This is a genomic window from Candidatus Amarolinea dominans, from assembly GCF_016704685.1.
GTDB lineage: Bacteria > Chloroflexota > Anaerolineae > SSC4 > Amarolineaceae > Amarolinea > Amarolinea dominans.
The window spans coordinates 22,261-37,570 of record NZ_JADIZS010000043.1 but is presented as its reverse complement, the minus strand read 5'-3'; the positions used below and the strand labels follow the sequence as shown (position 1 = coordinate 37,570).

13 protein-coding genes and 1 pseudogene are annotated in these 15,310 nt (G+C 63.6%); all 14 read right to left on the bottom strand.

Annotated elements, in window-relative coordinates:
• A pseudogene (locus IPF85_RS21310) lies at positions 1 to 192 on the bottom strand (acyl-CoA dehydrogenase); the annotation flags it as partial.
• A gap of 115 nt (positions 193 to 307) precedes the next feature.
• Positions 308 to 610, bottom strand: a complete 303-nt coding sequence (locus IPF85_RS21305) for a hypothetical protein (protein WP_343410075.1) — start codon at positions 608 to 610, stop codon at positions 308 to 310.
• 24 nt (positions 611 to 634) lie between these two features.
• Positions 635 to 1,180: a hypothetical protein gene (locus IPF85_RS21300; RefSeq protein ID WP_343410074.1), complete on the bottom strand. Its 546-nt coding sequence runs from the start codon at positions 1,178 to 1,180 to the stop codon at positions 635 to 637.
• Complete coding sequence (locus IPF85_RS21295; RefSeq protein WP_343410073.1) at positions 1,110 to 2,492, bottom strand: hypothetical protein; 1,383 nt, start codon at positions 2,490 to 2,492, stop codon at positions 1,110 to 1,112. Before IPF85_RS21295 ends, IPF85_RS21300 begins: the two co-directional genes overlap by 71 nt.
• Positions 2,493 to 2,636: 144 nt before the next feature.
• Positions 2,637 to 4,028 (bottom strand): Stp1/IreP family PP2C-type Ser/Thr phosphatase, encoded by a 1,392-nt coding sequence (locus IPF85_RS21290; RefSeq protein ID WP_343410072.1) that lies wholly within the window; start codon positions 4,026 to 4,028, stop codon positions 2,637 to 2,639.
• Positions 4,029 to 4,135: 107 nt separating this feature from the next.
• On the bottom strand, positions 4,136 to 5,902 hold the full coding sequence (locus IPF85_RS21285) for a PPC domain-containing protein (protein ID WP_343410071.1): 1,767 nt from the start codon (positions 5,900 to 5,902) through the stop codon (positions 4,136 to 4,138).
• A gap of 32 nt (positions 5,903 to 5,934) precedes the next feature.
• Entirely contained in the window at positions 5,935 to 7,557 is a 1,623-nt protein-coding gene (locus IPF85_RS21280) for a pre-peptidase C-terminal domain-containing protein (RefSeq protein WP_343410070.1), read from the bottom strand.
• A 143-nt stretch (positions 7,558 to 7,700) separates the two neighbouring features.
• Positions 7,701 to 9,965: a pre-peptidase C-terminal domain-containing protein gene (locus tag IPF85_RS21275; RefSeq protein WP_343410069.1), complete on the bottom strand. Its 2,265-nt coding sequence runs from the start codon at positions 9,963 to 9,965 to the stop codon at positions 7,701 to 7,703.
• Between the two features lie 172 nt (positions 9,966 to 10,137).
• Complete coding sequence (locus IPF85_RS21270) at positions 10,138 to 10,431, bottom strand: hypothetical protein (RefSeq protein ID WP_343410068.1); 294 nt, start codon at positions 10,429 to 10,431, stop codon at positions 10,138 to 10,140.
• Positions 10,428 to 11,792: a protein kinase gene (locus tag IPF85_RS21265; protein ID WP_343410067.1), complete on the bottom strand. Its 1,365-nt coding sequence runs from the start codon at positions 11,790 to 11,792 to the stop codon at positions 10,428 to 10,430. The genes IPF85_RS21270 and IPF85_RS21265 overlap by 4 nt, the downstream gene beginning before the upstream one ends.
• Complete coding sequence (locus tag IPF85_RS21260) at positions 11,776 to 11,928, bottom strand: hypothetical protein (RefSeq protein ID WP_343410066.1); 153 nt, start codon at positions 11,926 to 11,928, stop codon at positions 11,776 to 11,778. The genes IPF85_RS21265 and IPF85_RS21260 overlap by 17 nt, the downstream gene beginning before the upstream one ends.
• Positions 11,929 to 12,138: 210 nt before the next feature.
• Positions 12,139 to 12,510 (bottom strand): four helix bundle protein, encoded by a 372-nt coding sequence (locus IPF85_RS21255; protein WP_343410065.1) that lies wholly within the window; start codon positions 12,508 to 12,510, stop codon positions 12,139 to 12,141.
• 40 nt (positions 12,511 to 12,550) lie between these two features.
• Entirely contained in the window at positions 12,551 to 14,380 is a 1,830-nt protein-coding gene (locus IPF85_RS21250) for an FHA domain-containing protein (protein WP_343410064.1), read from the bottom strand.
• Positions 14,381 to 14,388: 8 nt separating this feature from the next.
• Positions 14,389 to 15,279: an FHA domain-containing protein gene (locus tag IPF85_RS21245; RefSeq protein WP_343410063.1), complete on the bottom strand. Its 891-nt coding sequence runs from the start codon at positions 15,277 to 15,279 to the stop codon at positions 14,389 to 14,391.
• Between the last annotated feature and the right edge of the window lie 31 nt (positions 15,280 to 15,310).

Sequence of the window (15,310 nt, the reverse complement as noted above, 5' to 3'; positions counted from 1 at the left end):
CCGCGATAAACGATGCCCCATGCCGCCACGTCCCAGTTCGGCCTGGACCGCATATTGTTGTCGAGCAAGAAACCGGTTTCGGTGTTCATAGGCAAAGGTGTCGCACACCCAGAGCGTAATGAGGCGCTGCTGATACGACTCGTCACGGCGATAGATATGTTCTTGCCAGGTGCGCCCCCGGTCGGCGGTCAAAAATGATCAGGTGCGCTTCGTCGGCGCCACCGCGTCAGCATAATGCCAGGTTTGGGTCAAGCCATCGGCGCGGTTCGTTCGATGGTGCGGTGCAGCAGTTTCAGTTCGATCAACATCATTCTGGCGCGCGCTCGGCAATCGTCTGCACAACCGCGGTGATTCCGGCCGTCACATCTTCGCGCACGGCCTGCGCGGCTTCGATATTGGCGTAGAGGGCGCGATAGACGTCGCCCTGGTTGAGATGGGTCATCAGGGCCAGGAGACAGCTCGTCTTGCCGGTCTGGCGCGGCGCATGCAGCAGGAAGTATTTCTTTTGCCCGATCAGGCTCATGACGGTATCCAGGTCAAAACGCTGCAAGGGGGGCAAGCAGTAATGATCCTGGCAATTGACCGGGCCGGCCGTGTTGAAGAAACGCATGAGTGCTCCCTGCGATGGCTGATGTCAGCGCTCGCGCCCTGTGCTCAACCAGCGGGGCAGGCGCGGCCAGAACGGCGTCGGAATGGCGACGGTGGGGATGGGCAGCACGACGGTAGGCAGGGGGGGAAGGGGAACGGTTGGCAGCGGCCAGCGCGGCAAGCGCCTGGAGGTTACCGTGACGACAAATTCGTTGCCATCGTGCATGCCAAAACCTGGACTGGCATAGCGAATCCAGCGCGCGTTGACAAGTTCCCCGCCAACGCCTGGTCGCGCCTCAACAAACTCATAATGAGATGGGTCGAGCGGTGCAAGATAAAGGTGGTAGTAGTCGAATACGAGAGTCGTGTCCAGTCTGAAATAGCCGTTGTTATCGGTGGTTGCATTGTCAATATAGACTCCGCGAACGCTCGGCAGTAACGACCCTGACAACTGAACGTAGGAAAACGCGGGGACCGGCTCCCCATTCGCCTGGCGCACCTGACCGGCAAACACATGCGTGTTAGGCGGTATGGTTGGCGTCGGAGTACGGGTCGGCGTGGCGGTAAACGTCGCCGTGGGAGTCGGGGTCAAGGTTGTGGTACCAGACTTGGGGTCGGTCCGCGTCGCCGTCGTGGTTGGCGTCGGCGTGTTCGCCCGGTGGGGTGTCGGTCGGGTGCGGTGGTTGGCGTCGGCGTGTCGTCTGGCGGTGGTTGGTGTCGTCGTGTTCGTCGCGCGGTGATCGGCGTTGGGGTGTTGGGGTATTGGTCGGAGTGAGCGTCAGCGTAACGCTGGCTGTGGTGGTCGGCGTTGGGGTGTTGATCGGGGTTGGGGTGTTGGTCGGCGTGTGGGTGGGCGTGCGGGTGGGCGTGGGAGTGCGGGTAGGCGTCCGGGTAGGTGTGCGTGGCCGTGGGTGTCCGGGTGGGGTGGGAGTGCTCTCTCGACGTACAATCGGCAGCCATTCACTCCATTCTGCGAGGGCCTGGTAAACCGTATTCTGTTGGGCTGCAGCGTTGAGTCCACCAATGACATAGACACCATGGCGGGCGCTGAACACTCCGGATGCACGATGGCGTGGTGCAGGCAAGACCCGTCCAAGACCCAGATAGGTCGTAGGGGAGCCAAGGGCAAACACATAGACCGTGTTTGCCGAGGTGGCGCCGTTCGTGATACCGCCAATGACGAACAAACGACCTTGATCCTGCACCGTCACCGCGTCGGCCCGACCGTCTGGCAGCAGGTCGCCCAGGTTGGTCCATGCACCCAGGTTTCCATCAGGTTGAATGGTCGCGCGATGGATTTTGCGCGATGGTGAATCACTCGGCGAAGGGCGCCCGCCTACCACGTAGACGGCGTTGTCCACGGCAACGGCGCCGAGGCGATACAGCGTCGAAGGCAGGGTTTGTGCGCACGACCAGTTTGCCAACATTCCATTCGCCTGAATGCGAGCACGGCAGACTGTGTTGAGGGCGGCCGATACCCGATACCCTCCCAGGACGTAGATGTGTTCGCCAGTAGCCACAGCCGCGTGAGTCATCCGTTCCTGGCCGACTGGCAACGCCGCAGTGGCTTGCCATGCGCTCAAAGAGCCATCGGTCGGGTTGACGCTCGCGACGTAGACGGCTCGCTCATAGGCGCCGCTGGCATAGCCGCCAATGACATAGATTCGATGGTTGCTAACCGTCGCAGTATGTCCGTATAATCCCTTTGGCAGTGCATTTACCAGGGTTTGCCAGGCGCCGATTGAACCATCTACGTTGATCCGGGTGCGACGCACGGCAGCCAGGGAATTGCCCTGCGCGTCCCTGCCGCCGATAACGAACAGCCAGTCGCCAACCGAAGCTGCTGCTGCGCTATCCAACAGTTGCGGCAGTGCGGTGCGCGCGGTCCAGGGCGTCAGGTACACAGCAAAGGACCGTGAAGCCCCGGCAGACAACGACGAAGCGATCAAAATTATGGCGAGCAGGCACAACCATAACCATCTGTGCGTTCGTTTGCTTGGACAAGCGCTCATAAATGAGACCTCCGACTATGCGCTCTTATTCGGTCTTCAACGTGTTCGGCCGGGCGATGGCCCTTTCTCCTGTTCTGGTGCAGGCGAGCCAGTAGGTGGAGGTAGCGTTGCGGTCGGCGGCACCGGTGTATCGGTTGGCGGCACCGGCGTATCGGTTGGCGGCACCGGTGTATCGGTTGGCGGCGCCGGTGTATCAGTCGGCGGAACGGGCGTGGGGGTCGGCAATGGGGTGGCTGTCGGTGTGCGCGTCGGAGTAGCCGTCGGCCGCGGTGTGGGGGTAGGCGCGAGGGTGGCTGTTGCCTGCCCGGGGACCGCGGCGGGGAGCGTTGGCGATGCCGTCAGGGTGAGCGTCTGGCTTACGGCGGCAGTAATCGCGACCGCCTGCGTGGGGGAGGCGGCCGTCGTCTGGGGGGTGGCGGTCGTCGTGGTCGTCACTGTGGCCCGCCCGCCACCGCCGCCTGGCTTGATGACCAGCAGCGCGACGACGACCAAGCCCAGCAGGGCGGCGCCGATGACGCCAAACAGGAGGGCCGGCGAGCGGCCTTTGGCAGCCGCCGCGCTTTTACCGGGCACCGGCGCGGCGCCGGGGACGGAGGCGCCTGGCGGTTCGGCGCGCACGACGAGGGCGGTGATGTTGTCGCTGCCGCCGCGTTCATTGGCCAGTTCGATCAGGCGTTGGGCCGCGACGCGCGGCGGGTTTTCGCCGGCGAGCAGTAGAATCTCAGCATCCGCGACATGGCCGGTCAAGCCATCGGAGCAGAGAACGAGGATGTCACCCAGTTGCATGGCGCCGGTGTAGAATTCGGGCTCGACGGTGGGGCCGGTGCCCAGGGCGCGGGTGATGATGTTGCGCTGCGGATGGGAATGAGCCTGCTCGGGGGTCAAAACGCCGGCGCGCACCTGTTCCTCCACCCAGGAATGATCGCGCGTGACCTGCGATATCTGCCCGCTGCGGATCAAGTACACGCGGCTGTCGCCGACGTTGGAGATGAAAATCTCCTGGTTGCGCACGACGGCCATGGCGACCGTGGTGCCCATGCCCATCTGACGGGCATCGGCGCGCGACAGTTGGTAGATGGCCTGGTTGGCAGCCTGCAGGGACTGGGCGAGGGCGGCCTGAGGGTCAGGGCTGGCGTCGCTAAAATAGACGCGCTGCAGTTCGCTCAACGCCATCTGGCTGGCCACCTCACCCGCGTTGTGCCCGCCCATGCCGTCCGCGACGATGAACAACTCACCGCGCCGCGCCAGGAGCGCAGGATCAGATGGCTTGAAGATACCGGAAGCATCCTCTTGATGATCGCGCGCGCGACCCACATCGCTCAGGTTGACACTGCGCAGGGTAAATGGCGCCGCACCGGGACTGCTAGGAGTCGGGCCTCGATTCTGGTTGGGTCGCGATGGTGTTGGTTGCCTGCTTTGGTCCGGCATAGGTGTTCCTTTCTGCGTTAGGGATCGGAGATCAGAGATCGGAGATCAGAGATCAGAGATCGGAGATCAGAGATCAGAGATCGGAGATCAGAGATCAAAAATCGGCTCTAGCGATAGACGGCTCTCAGCCGATAGGTGTTCGTTGCACTGTACCCGTTGTGTTGACGAACCTGGATGTAGTAGCGGCCAGGGGTGGCCGCCACCGGGGCGATGTGTTCGTCTTGATTGCTTCCGTTCGTTCCAGATCCAATCTGGACGCCAGCGGCGTCGTAGAGATAGAGATCATAATCGGTCTGCGCAGGAATCTGCTGCAGCCAGACCTCGATCGGGTGCGACGCCGAGAGATCAAGATAGTAGAAGTCGCTCTGATCTTGACTCGATTCAATGGTCGCATAGTGCGTCACATCCGAAGACAAGGCGCAGTGAGCCTGATCCCGCGTTTCGTTCGGTTCGCATACCCCTTGCGTCGCCACACGAGCAAGATAGGGGTTCGCGGTGTTGGGGGACGTTGTTGGCCGGACCACGCGCAAGGCGTGATAGGCGCTGGCCGGCAATACCTCTACCTCGAACAATTCCACGTTGTTGACGTTTGGCGTGGTTGACTCTCCTATTTTACCACCATTTGTCCCATAGAGCGCGATTTGATAACTGGCGCCAACGGGCAGGTCGCGCAACGTCACGGCAAGCAGACGGGGAGCATCTATCCAAACACGGTAAAAGTCGAGCATGTCCCCGGTACAGCGAAAATAGCCGGCCAGGTCTGTGTCGAACGGCAGTGACCAGGTGGGCCCCCAAGCGCCCTGGAAGCTGTTGTTCGGTTCGTAGGGGTCGCCGGGACAGGCAGGGGTAGGCGTCGGGGTCCAGGTTGGGGTTGGGGTCAGCGTCGGGGTCCAGGTCGGGGTCAGCGTTGGCGTCCGGGTCGGAGTAGGCATCGGTTGCTTGCCAATGAACGGCAGCCTGACGTGCGCACCGGCCGACGTGCCCGTGGGGGTTGGGGTGAGCGAACGGGTCGGGGTCCGGGTTGGCGTAAACATACGCGTCGGCGTCCAGGTGCGCGTGGAGGTCCGGGTCGGCGTGGGCACGACGGCGGTGGGCGTTGCGGTGGCCGTGGCAGTGGGCGTGGGGGCCACCGTGGGTGTCCAGGTTGGCGTTGCGCCCAGGCTGCCGTAGATCTTGAACGGGAAGCCCTGCGGCGTGTGGGCGCCGCCATCGAGGGCCAGGCTCCAATCTCCCTGGAAGTATTGGCGGCCGTTGCCGGTCGTCGTCTGGCCATCGAGGGTCACCGGTGGCGCATAGGGGCCAGAGGTCAAGGCGCCGTGCGTCTGCCAGTCCAACCAGTAGGTGCCAGGCGCCAGGAAGAAACCGGCGCTGACGGTGTTTGCCATGACCGGAGAAGTGGTATCGCCCGCGTTGTTCAGGCGCCGGCGGTAGATGCGCCACCAGTCTGAACGCGCCAGGCGATTGGTGGTGTCATCGCCCCAGATGATTTGGCTGCCCGGCTCGCCCGGAGGTCCACGCCAGACGCGATAGTTGACGTACGTGATGGTGGAACTGCTGCCGGAGCCGGTCTGGAAGGCGAAAAAGACGATCGTATCCAACTGCCAGCCGGCCGGCCCGGTGATGGTGAACTCATCAGCAACCCGGTTGCCGCCGTTGTAGTCGTGCCGATAGCCGAGGGTTGTCATCCCCAGGTTGGTTTGCAGGATGCTCTCGTCGGCGCCGCCGGGGCCGGTACCAGGACTATTGACGGCCGATCCGTTGTCGTAGAGCACCGCCAGTGGTTGGTCAACGGACGCGACCGCGCGCGGCAAGGATGTCCAGGGTTCCGCCAAGAACAGTCCGAAGGCTACGAGCAACCACGGCGCGTATGTCATGATAGTTCTGTCAACGTCCTTTGCAACGTCTGCTAATCGAATAGGGCTTTCAGCAAGTAGGTGTCGCTGTTGCTGAAGCCGCTGGTTTGCTTGACCCGGACGTAGTAATTCCCGGCGGGCAAGGTCGTTGTTTGGATGATCTCGGTCGGGCTACTTGTGGCCGCGCGGTAAAGCTCAGTCCGATTCCCGTCATACAGGAACAGGTCGAAGTTGGTATTCGCCGGCAGACTGGTCAGCTCGATGTTGATGGTGTGGCCGGTCAGCATCTGCAACGAGTAGTAATCGTTGACATCCTGCGCAGACTCGATGAAGGCAAAATGCGCCACTTTGGACGTCAGCCCACAGGAGCCGGCCTGATCGAACGAATTGTTCGGTTCACACGGGCCGCGATCGGTCATGCGCAGCACATAGGGGTTGTTGTAATTGGGCGAGGCCGCAGGGCGCACCACGCGCAGCGCGTAGTAGCCGGCCTGACCCGGCGCTTCCACCTCGAAGGTCTCGCTCTGGTTCGGCTGCGCAACCGTTTCTTCGCCCAGCTTACTGCCGCTGGACGCATAGAGCGCAGTCTGATAGCCCGATCCGGGCGGGATGCTGCGCAGCGTCACCACCAGGGTGCGCGGCTGCGCCAGGCCGAAGCGGTAGTAGTCGCGCAGATCGGTCGTACACTTGAAGTAGCCGCTGAAATCCTGGTTGAGCGGGAACGGCCCCCAAGCGGCCTCATACGTATCGTTTGGCTCATAGGGGTCGCCGGGGCAGATGGAAGTGGGCGTGGCGGTGGGCGTTCGGGTCGCGATGGGTGTGATAGTTGGTGTGGGCTGCTTGCTGATGTAGGGCAGCAGGGCGCGTCCGGCGCTGGGCGCTGTGGTTGCAGTGGGGGTCGGCGTACGGGTCGGGGTGAACGTGCGCGTGGGGGTCCAGGTCGGTGTGCGCGTGGGTGTGCGGGTCGGTGTGCGCGTTGGCGTTCGAGTGGGCGTGACCGTGGGCGTGTTGGTTGGCCCACAGGGCGTGAACTGATTCGGGGTGTAGCCGGCATCATCGGTGAGCAGCACCATGTCCAGGCGGCTGTAAGCCTCGCGCACGCCCATGGTCAGCGTATGCGAGCCGGCGGAAAGATCGAACGGGGTAACGGGGTCATCCACCAGGCCCACCACATCCCAGCCCCACGTCCACTGGCCGTTGAACTGGGGAATTTCGTATTGGACGCCGGCGGCTCCATCGAAGCTGACGAAAAAGGAGTTCTGGGTGTAGCTCAACCCCATCGCGCGCGTCCACAGGTAATAGGTTCCGGTGCTGGGAATCGAAATCTGAAAATTAGCAGAACCGCCCGACCAGCCTGAGGTGTAGTAGAGGTACTGGCAGGCGGACGCGGTGGTATCGGTTGCCACATTGATCGGCTGCGTCAGTGTACCATTCTCCGCTTCCAGGTACCAGACGAAGTGCGGCGCGGCGGCTGTGGCCGGTATTGCAGCGCTCGCTCCCATCACCAGGCGTTGCGTATGGCTCGATGCGCTTTCTGCGCGCCGATAGCTACCCCCAAAATCTGAGCGCGCTGGTTGCTCAGGCAGGCGAGCGGGCGCGGGCAGGGGTGGAACAACCGCCGCGGCGGCCCAGGTGGCCTGTAACGCGAGCCAGCCCAGGGCCAGAAGCAAGATCACAGGTAGCGCCAGAAGCCTTTGCAGCGGATGCCTCACGGCACGCGGCGAAGAAATCCAACGTTCCACCAGGAACCGTCCAAAGGCTATGGGCAACCACGGCGCGTATGTCATGATAGTTCTGTCAACGTCCTTTGCAACGTCTGCTAATCAAATAGGGCTTTCAGCAAGTAGGTGTCGCTGTTGCTGAAACCGCTGGTCTGCTTGACCCGGACGTAGTAATTCCCGGCGGGCAAGGTCGTTGTTTGGATGATCTCGGTCGGGCTACTTGTGGCCGCGCGATAAAGCTCAGTCCGGTTCCCGTCATACAGGAACAGGTCGAAGTTGGTATTCGCCGGCAGACTGGTCAGCTCGATGTTGATGGTGTGCGCGGCCAGCATCTGCAACGAGTAGTAATCATTGACATCCTGCGCAGACTCGATGAAGGCAAAATGCGCCACTTTGGACGTCAGCCCACAGGAGCCGGCCTGATCGAACGAATTGTTCGGTTCACACGGGCCGCGATCGGTCATGCGCAGCACATAGGGGTTGTTGTAATTGGGCGAGGCCGCAGGGCGCACCACGCGCAGCGCGTAGTAGCCCGCCTGGCCCGGCGCCTCGACCTCAAAGGTCTCGCTCTGGTTCTGCAGTGTGGCTTCCTCGCCCAATTTGCTGCTGCTGGACGCATAGAGCGCGACCTGGTAGCCTGACCCAAGCGGGATGTTGCGCAGCGTCACCACCAGGGTGCGAGGCTGTCCCAGGCTGAAGCGGTAGTAGTCGCGCAGATCAGCGGTACACTTGAAGTAGCCGCTGAAATCCTGGTTGAGCGGGAACGGCCCCCAGGCGGCCTCATACGTGTCGTTTGGCTCATAGGGGTCGCCTGGGCAGAGCGGCGTCGGCGTGGCGGTGGCCGTCGGCGTCCGCGTTGGCGTTGGCGTTCGCGTCACGGTGGGGGTCCAAGTCGGTGCGAATGTCCAGGTTGCTGTGGGCGTGATGGTCGGCGTGGGCTGTTTGCTGATGTATGGCAGCAGGGCGCGACCTGCGATGGGCGCTGCGGTCGCAGTGGGGGTGGGTGTCGGCGCCGACGTTGTCGTCGGAGTCGCCGTCGGCGTAGCGGTCGAGGTCGCTGTCGGCGTATGGGTCGGTGTAGCCGTCGGCGTATGGGTCGGCATAGCCGTCGGCGCCAGGGTCGGCGGGGCCGTCGGCGTATGGGTCGGTGTCACCGTCGGCGTATGGGTCGAGGCGGACGCCGGTGTTCGTTGGCGTGTCGGTCGGGGTAGCCGTCGGCGTCGGCGTGCGCGTCGGCGTGAAAGTCGGAGTAGACGTCGGCGTGTTCGTCGGCGTGGGCGTGCGAGTCGGAGTAGCCGTCGGCGTATTCGTCGGCGTGGGCGAGTCGGAGTGCGAGTCGGAGTAGCCGTCGGCGTATTCGTCGGTCCGCAAGGGGTGAACTGGTTCGGGGTATAACCGGCATCATCGGTAATCAGCACCATGTCCAGGCGGCTGTAAGCTTCACGCACGCCCATGGTCAGCGTATGCGAGCCGGCGGAAAGATCGAACGGGGTAACAGGGTCATCCACCAGGCCCACCGCATCCCAGCCCCACGTCCACTGGCCGTTGAACTGGGGAATTTCGTATTGGACGCCCGCGGCTCCATCGAAGCCGACCAGAAACGAGTTTTGCGTATAACTCAGTCCCATGGCCCGCGCCCACAGGTAGTAGGTTCTGGTGCTGGGAACTGTGATCTGAAAAGCCGCAGAGCCGCCTGACCAGCCTGACGTGCCATAGAGATACTGGCAGGCCGATGCGGCGGTGTCGGTTGCCACATTGATCGGCTGCGTCAGTGTGCCATTCTCCGCTTCCTGGTACCAGACGAAGCGGGTCACGGTCGGCGTGGAGGTGGGCGTTCGGGTGGGAGTGGGCGTTCGGGTGGGAGTGGACGTGGCGCCGCTCTGCACGTCGAAGCTGACATCGTCAATGAAGAAGCTGGAGTACAGGCTGCCATCTGTGATCACGCGGAAGCGCACGCGCACGGTGTTGCCGCGGATGGCCGCAACCTGGCTGGGGGTCAGCATATAGCTGGCAAAGCGCCAATCGTTCGTGGGCGGCACCGCGTCAATCTCGATGGCATCCACATAATGCGAGCCGTTGTCAGGGTTGATGATCTGCAGCGCGAAGTAATCGAATCCTGGACCCGTTTCACTCGTGGTTGACCAATACCAGAATCCGAGGGTGGCAGCCGTGATATTGGCGGGGACGCTGACCGTCTGAAACAGTTGATCGTCCGCGCTGTGATAACCACCGAGCCAGGCCGCGTAACTGCCGCTGTGGGGCGTTACCGGCAAGTTATTCGCATGATTGATGATCGGGTAGGAGATCATGGTGGTCTCTGTCCAGCCGGTGTGATACTGCTCGAAGTCACCGTTGATCAGCATTTCGGTGGTCGGCTCTACGGCGCTGACGGACGCCCTGCCCCCTCTCTCGATTGGGCCGCGGGATGGCGCGGTCCGAGCAGTCATCGCGCCGGCCCATGGGGGGTGCAGCACGAGCCACGCAAGAACCAGAATAGTGATCGCAACGATTGCCAATGACTTTCGCATAAGAGCCTCACGGCACCGGAGTGTTGGTCGGGGGCTGCGGGGTGTCGGTCGGGGGCTGCGGGGTGTCGGTCGGGTCGGGAATTGATGTATTGGTCGGTGGGATAGGCGTATCGGTCGGCGGGATAGGCGTGTCGGTCGGCGGGACAGGCGTGTTGGTTGGCGGTATGGGCGTGTTGGTCGGCGGGATGGGCGTGTTGGTCGGCAGCGCGGGCGTGTTCGTCGGCGGCACGGGGGTATTAGTCGCAGGCGGTCGCGTCGGCGTCAATGTACTGATTGCGGTGGCCGTTGGCGTGGACGTCACCGCGGTCGTCGCGGTGGGCGTGAAGGTCGCGCGGGCGCGCCGGTCGGCGTGGCCGAGGGGGTCACGATGGGGGTGGCGGTCGGAACGGCGGTATGGGTCGGCGTGGCCGTGAGCACGGGCAGGGGAGACGCGACGGCGGGCGCGGTGGGAACAGGCGTTGGCGTGGCCGTAGGGGGCGGCGCCGGAGTTCGAGTCGGATCGTCGGTGACAACGCCCCGTGGTCGCGTCAAGAGCACGCCGGCGAGGCCCAGGACGATGATGGCGGCCAGCGCGGCCATCAGGGGGAGCCAGGGCAGGCCCCGCCGCTGCTGTGGCGCCGCGCCCACGGTGGCGCCAGGTGTTGAAACAGAGTCCGGACGCGGGTCAGGGGAGGTGGGCGCCGGTCCGGAAACCTGGGTTGCGCCCGGGCTGTCAGGCTGCGGTGTCTGGCGCAGCATTTGCGTGGCGGCCAGATCACCCGGCGAGGAGATGTCGCGTTCTGCCGCGGGTGTGACGTGCAGGGCAGGCGCTGGAGATGCCGGTGCAATTCCTGGCTGGCTGCCACGAGCACGGCCGCCGGGTACAGGCGATTTGCCGGCGCCTGGCCGCGGGCTTGTCGGGGTTGACGCCGCGCCCGGCTGTGGCTTGGGCGACGCCGGTAAGACGGCAGCCTTCAGCCCTGGCGGCATCTTACCACTGGCAGCCAGGTTGAAGTCGGCGATCAACGGGGCGCCATGCTGATAGCGATCCTCTGGCCGTTTGGCCAGCGCCTTCAGCACCACGGCTTCGATAGACTTGGGCAGGTCGGGGCGCAAGGTGCGCAGAGGCGGCGGCGGTTCGTTGACGTGCGCGTAGGCAGTGGCCAGGGAGGAGGAGCGGACGAACGGAACCTGCCCGGTCAGCATACGGTAGATGACCACGCCCAGGGAGTAGAGGTCGGTGCGGCCGTCCACCGGTTCGCCGCGGGCCTGTTCGGGCGCCATATAATCGGGCGTACCAACCACCACGCCGCTGCGGGTCAGCTTGCTACCCTCTCCGGCGCGTACCAGGCCAAAGTCCATCAAGGTGGCGCGGCCGTCCGGCCCGATCATGATGTTGGAAGGCTTGATGTCCCGATGCACGATGCCGGTGGAATGGGCATAATCGAGCGCGTCCGTCACCTGGCGCACAACCTGCGCGGTCATCGGCACCGACATCGGCCCGCGGTTGACCAGCCATTGATCGAGCGTCACACCGTCGAGGTACTGCATGACGATGTAGTGCCACGACCCCTGCTGACCGACATCATGAATGGTGACAATGCCGGCATGGTGCAGGCCCGCAGCCGTGATCGCCTCGTAGCGGAAACGTTCCACGAACTGCTGGTCATAGGTGTATTCCAACGGCAGCACCTTGATGGGCCACGGCCCGGCGCAGCATCACATCGAAGCCGCGATAGACCAAACCCATGCCGCCGCGACCGATTTCGGCTTGGATGTCGTATTTGTTGGCAAGAGTGGCGCCGAGTAACGTGTCCAAGAGAGAGTCCTTTCGGAAGTGCAAAGTACAAAGTACAAAGTGCAGAGTGCAGAGTGCAGAGTGCAGAGTGCAGAGTGCAGAGTGCAGAGTGCAGAGTGCAGAGTGCAGAGTGCAGAGTGCAAAGTGCAGAGTGCAAGTGCAGAGAGTGCCGACGATGTTTCAGCGCAGGGGGAGACGCACGGCTCGAGGCGTGCGGTAGCTTACGACGCGTCAGCGATCGGGCTTGCGCGATTTGGCGGTTATGATGGACGAAGCGATCATGGCCATGAGTTCGTTCGCTTCCTGCTGCAGGCTGGCAAGGCGTGCTTCGGTCATGATACCAGCTTCTACTAGGAGTTCAATCCAGTAGGCTGTTTCGTCAAGCTCCTGCAAACTGACTTCCATCTTGCTCACGAATTCCGCCTGCGAGCGCGCATGGGACGCCTCTCGATAATGGGCGCCCACGGAGGTGCCACTCCTCAGAAGTTGCTTGCCTAGCACTTGTGCTTCTGTTGTTTTTGGCAGCGCCGAATATAACCGCACAGTACGTAAGGCAAAGGCCTTTGTGCGTTCACGCAATCTGCCCTTTTCGTCGTTGTTCATCTCCTCCAACGCTTTGCACTTTGCATTCTGTACTTTGTACTCACGTTAACTGCCTAAACACCACCTCCACCTCGCCAAAGCGCACGACGTCGCCGTCGGCCAGGGCGCGGGGCTGTTCGACCTTCTGGCCGTTGACGAAGGTGCCGTTGGCGCTGCCCAGGTCGAAGAGCATGAATTTGTCATCCTGCAGGCGGATGCGCGCGTGCTGGCGTGAGACGGTGGCATCGGCAATGACGACCGCGTTGTTCTGCGTGCGGCCGATGTCGGTTTCGGCGCGCAGGTCATGGCGCTTGGACGGGTCCTTGCGCTCGATGAGCAGCGCGGCGTGTTTGAGCTTGGGCGTCCGGTCCAGGATCATGGTGCTGCCGGCCGGGGCGCCGCCGGCGGGGCGGGGCGGCTGCGGTGCGCCGCCAAAGGCAGGTGGGGCATAGCCGGGGCCGGCCCCTGGGCCAACGGTGGGTGCTGAGGTGGGCGCGGCGCCGCCGCCAGGGCCGACCGTTGCGGCGCCGGTGGCGACGCCGCCAGGGCCGACGGTGGGAACACCACCACCACTCCCACCACCACCGCCGCCGAAGCCGACGCTGCCTGTGGCGGCCATACCGCCGGGCATCGGGCCGGACTGCGGCGCCTGCCAGCCGCCGTCGCTGGCGCCAAAGTCATAGTCGGCCTGGGCCTCGGTCGGCGCGTTACGCCGGCGCAGCCAGACGACCAACAGAACCAAGAGCGCGATGAGGAGTAAGGCCGCCACTGCAATCAGGGCGGCGGGCACAGGATTGTCCTGGATAAAGGTGATCAGATCGTCAATCACAGTTCCTCCTTCGACGACGGGAGTAGGTGTGGGCGCAATAGGCGTTGCGGCGCCAGGCGTGGCGGTATCGCTGGGCGCAGCCGTTGCGCCCGGCGTGTCTGATGCCACAGCGGCTTCTCCCAATTGGAATTTCTTCTCGGCAAAGCCCTGCACGCGCGGCGCGCGCACACTGATCAGTAGACTGTGCGGGTTACCGTCCGACGCCAGACGCGACGCGTAGGTCAACTGGTATTCCAGCTTCATCTGATCGAGCACCTGCTGGAAGAGCGCCGAAAACTCCTCTGGGCCGGGCGCCTTGCGATATTCACCGCCCGTGCGCACCGCCAGACGTTTCAGGAACGTCTCATCCAGCTGATTGGTGCTAAGGCTGATCGGGAAAATCGGAATCTGGCTGCGGTTGGCCTCATTGATGACATCATCGGCCTTAAAGGTACTCACCTTGTCAATGCCATCGGTGATGACGATGATGGCGCGCTGGCCGGGCTGCTGCGACGTAATTCGCACCACGCGGTAAAGCGCATCATAGAGCGGTGTTGCGCGGTTGCCTTCCACGCTCAAAAAATTGATGACGTTCAGAATCTTGTTCTTGTCGTTGCCAAAGGCCACTTCCACCGATTCGTCCAGGGTCAGGTCGGTGGGCGATACCGACCGGTTGATGCCGAAAAACGCGGCGCGGTCGGGATCGCTATCCTTGTCCAGCAGTGCGTCGAGCAGATCGGCTGACGCGGACTTGGCCTCGTCCAGCGGTGTGCCCTTCATGCTGCCGCTCAGATCAACGACCAGGGCGATGGCGGTGACCACGTCGGGGTTGACCTGCGTGGCGACGCGCTCCGGCGGAAATGAGGTGTGCCCGTCTTCGACCAATTCGAACTGACCGGCTTCCAGGTCAGGAATCGGCACCCCGTTGGCATCTTGCACCGAGAGTAGCACAGACATTGTCGGGTGGGCGCTTGTATCAATCGTATTGATCGCGACACGGCCGGTTCCCTGGGCAGTGACCGCCACCACCAGGAGCCACGTCAACACCATTCCCAGGGCCAGAGCCTTTGCTCCCTTGCGCATAAGTCCTCCTAAACACACTTGAAGACGAGCGTTGTTTCGCCAAGCAGCAGGTAGTCGCCATCGTGCAACGTATGCCGGTAGACTCTGCTGCTTTCCTCGCGATAGGTGGCTTTCGAGCCGACGTAGGTGCCGTTGCGACTCGCCAGGTCAATCAGCGCGTATTGCACCTCGCCGTTTTCCGAGACATCGCTACGAATCTTGAGATGCTGGCTGGAAACCGCGTTGTCGGCCACCACAATATCGTTGCTGCCAGGCACGCGCCCCAGGTTGGTCATCTCGGCCTGCAACTGATGAATACGCCCCCGGTCAGGGCCGTCCAGCACGACCAGCCAGGCGAAGGCGAGCGCGGCGCGGGCGCCCATCATCATGGTAGCGGCATCCCCGCGCCCGCCGGCCGGCGACGGGGCCGGAGGAGGCAGCGGCGGGTTCCAGGCGGGCGCCGCGGGCGGCGGTGGCGCGTTCCAGGCTGGCGGCGCGGGCGGCGGCGGCGCATTCCAGGCGGGCAGCGCGGGCGGCGGTGGGGCATTCCAGGCGGGCAGCTGACCGGGCCGCGGCGTCGGCTGATCGTTGCCTGGCATGGCGGTGCGCGCAAAGGGTGCGACGGCCGGCGCCTGCGCACCGATCTGCATCGTGGCTGCTTCCGCACCCGCGGGCAATGGATCAGCGCCCGGCATCGCGGTGCGCACAAAGGGTGTGGCGCCCGGAGCCTGCGCGCCGATCTGCATCGTGGCCGCTTCCGCGCCCGCGGGCGGCGATTGCGGCGTCAGGCCAACGCGGGGAGTAAGCTGGTCGGCGCCTGGCTTCGCCGTGTGCGCGAAGGGCGCGTCCTCCAGCGAGGACTCCTCCGCCTGTCGCCCTGTCTTGGCATTGGACATCTTCATCGTATTCTTATCATCCATGGTTCACCTCACTGATCTGGGGGCTGGAAAA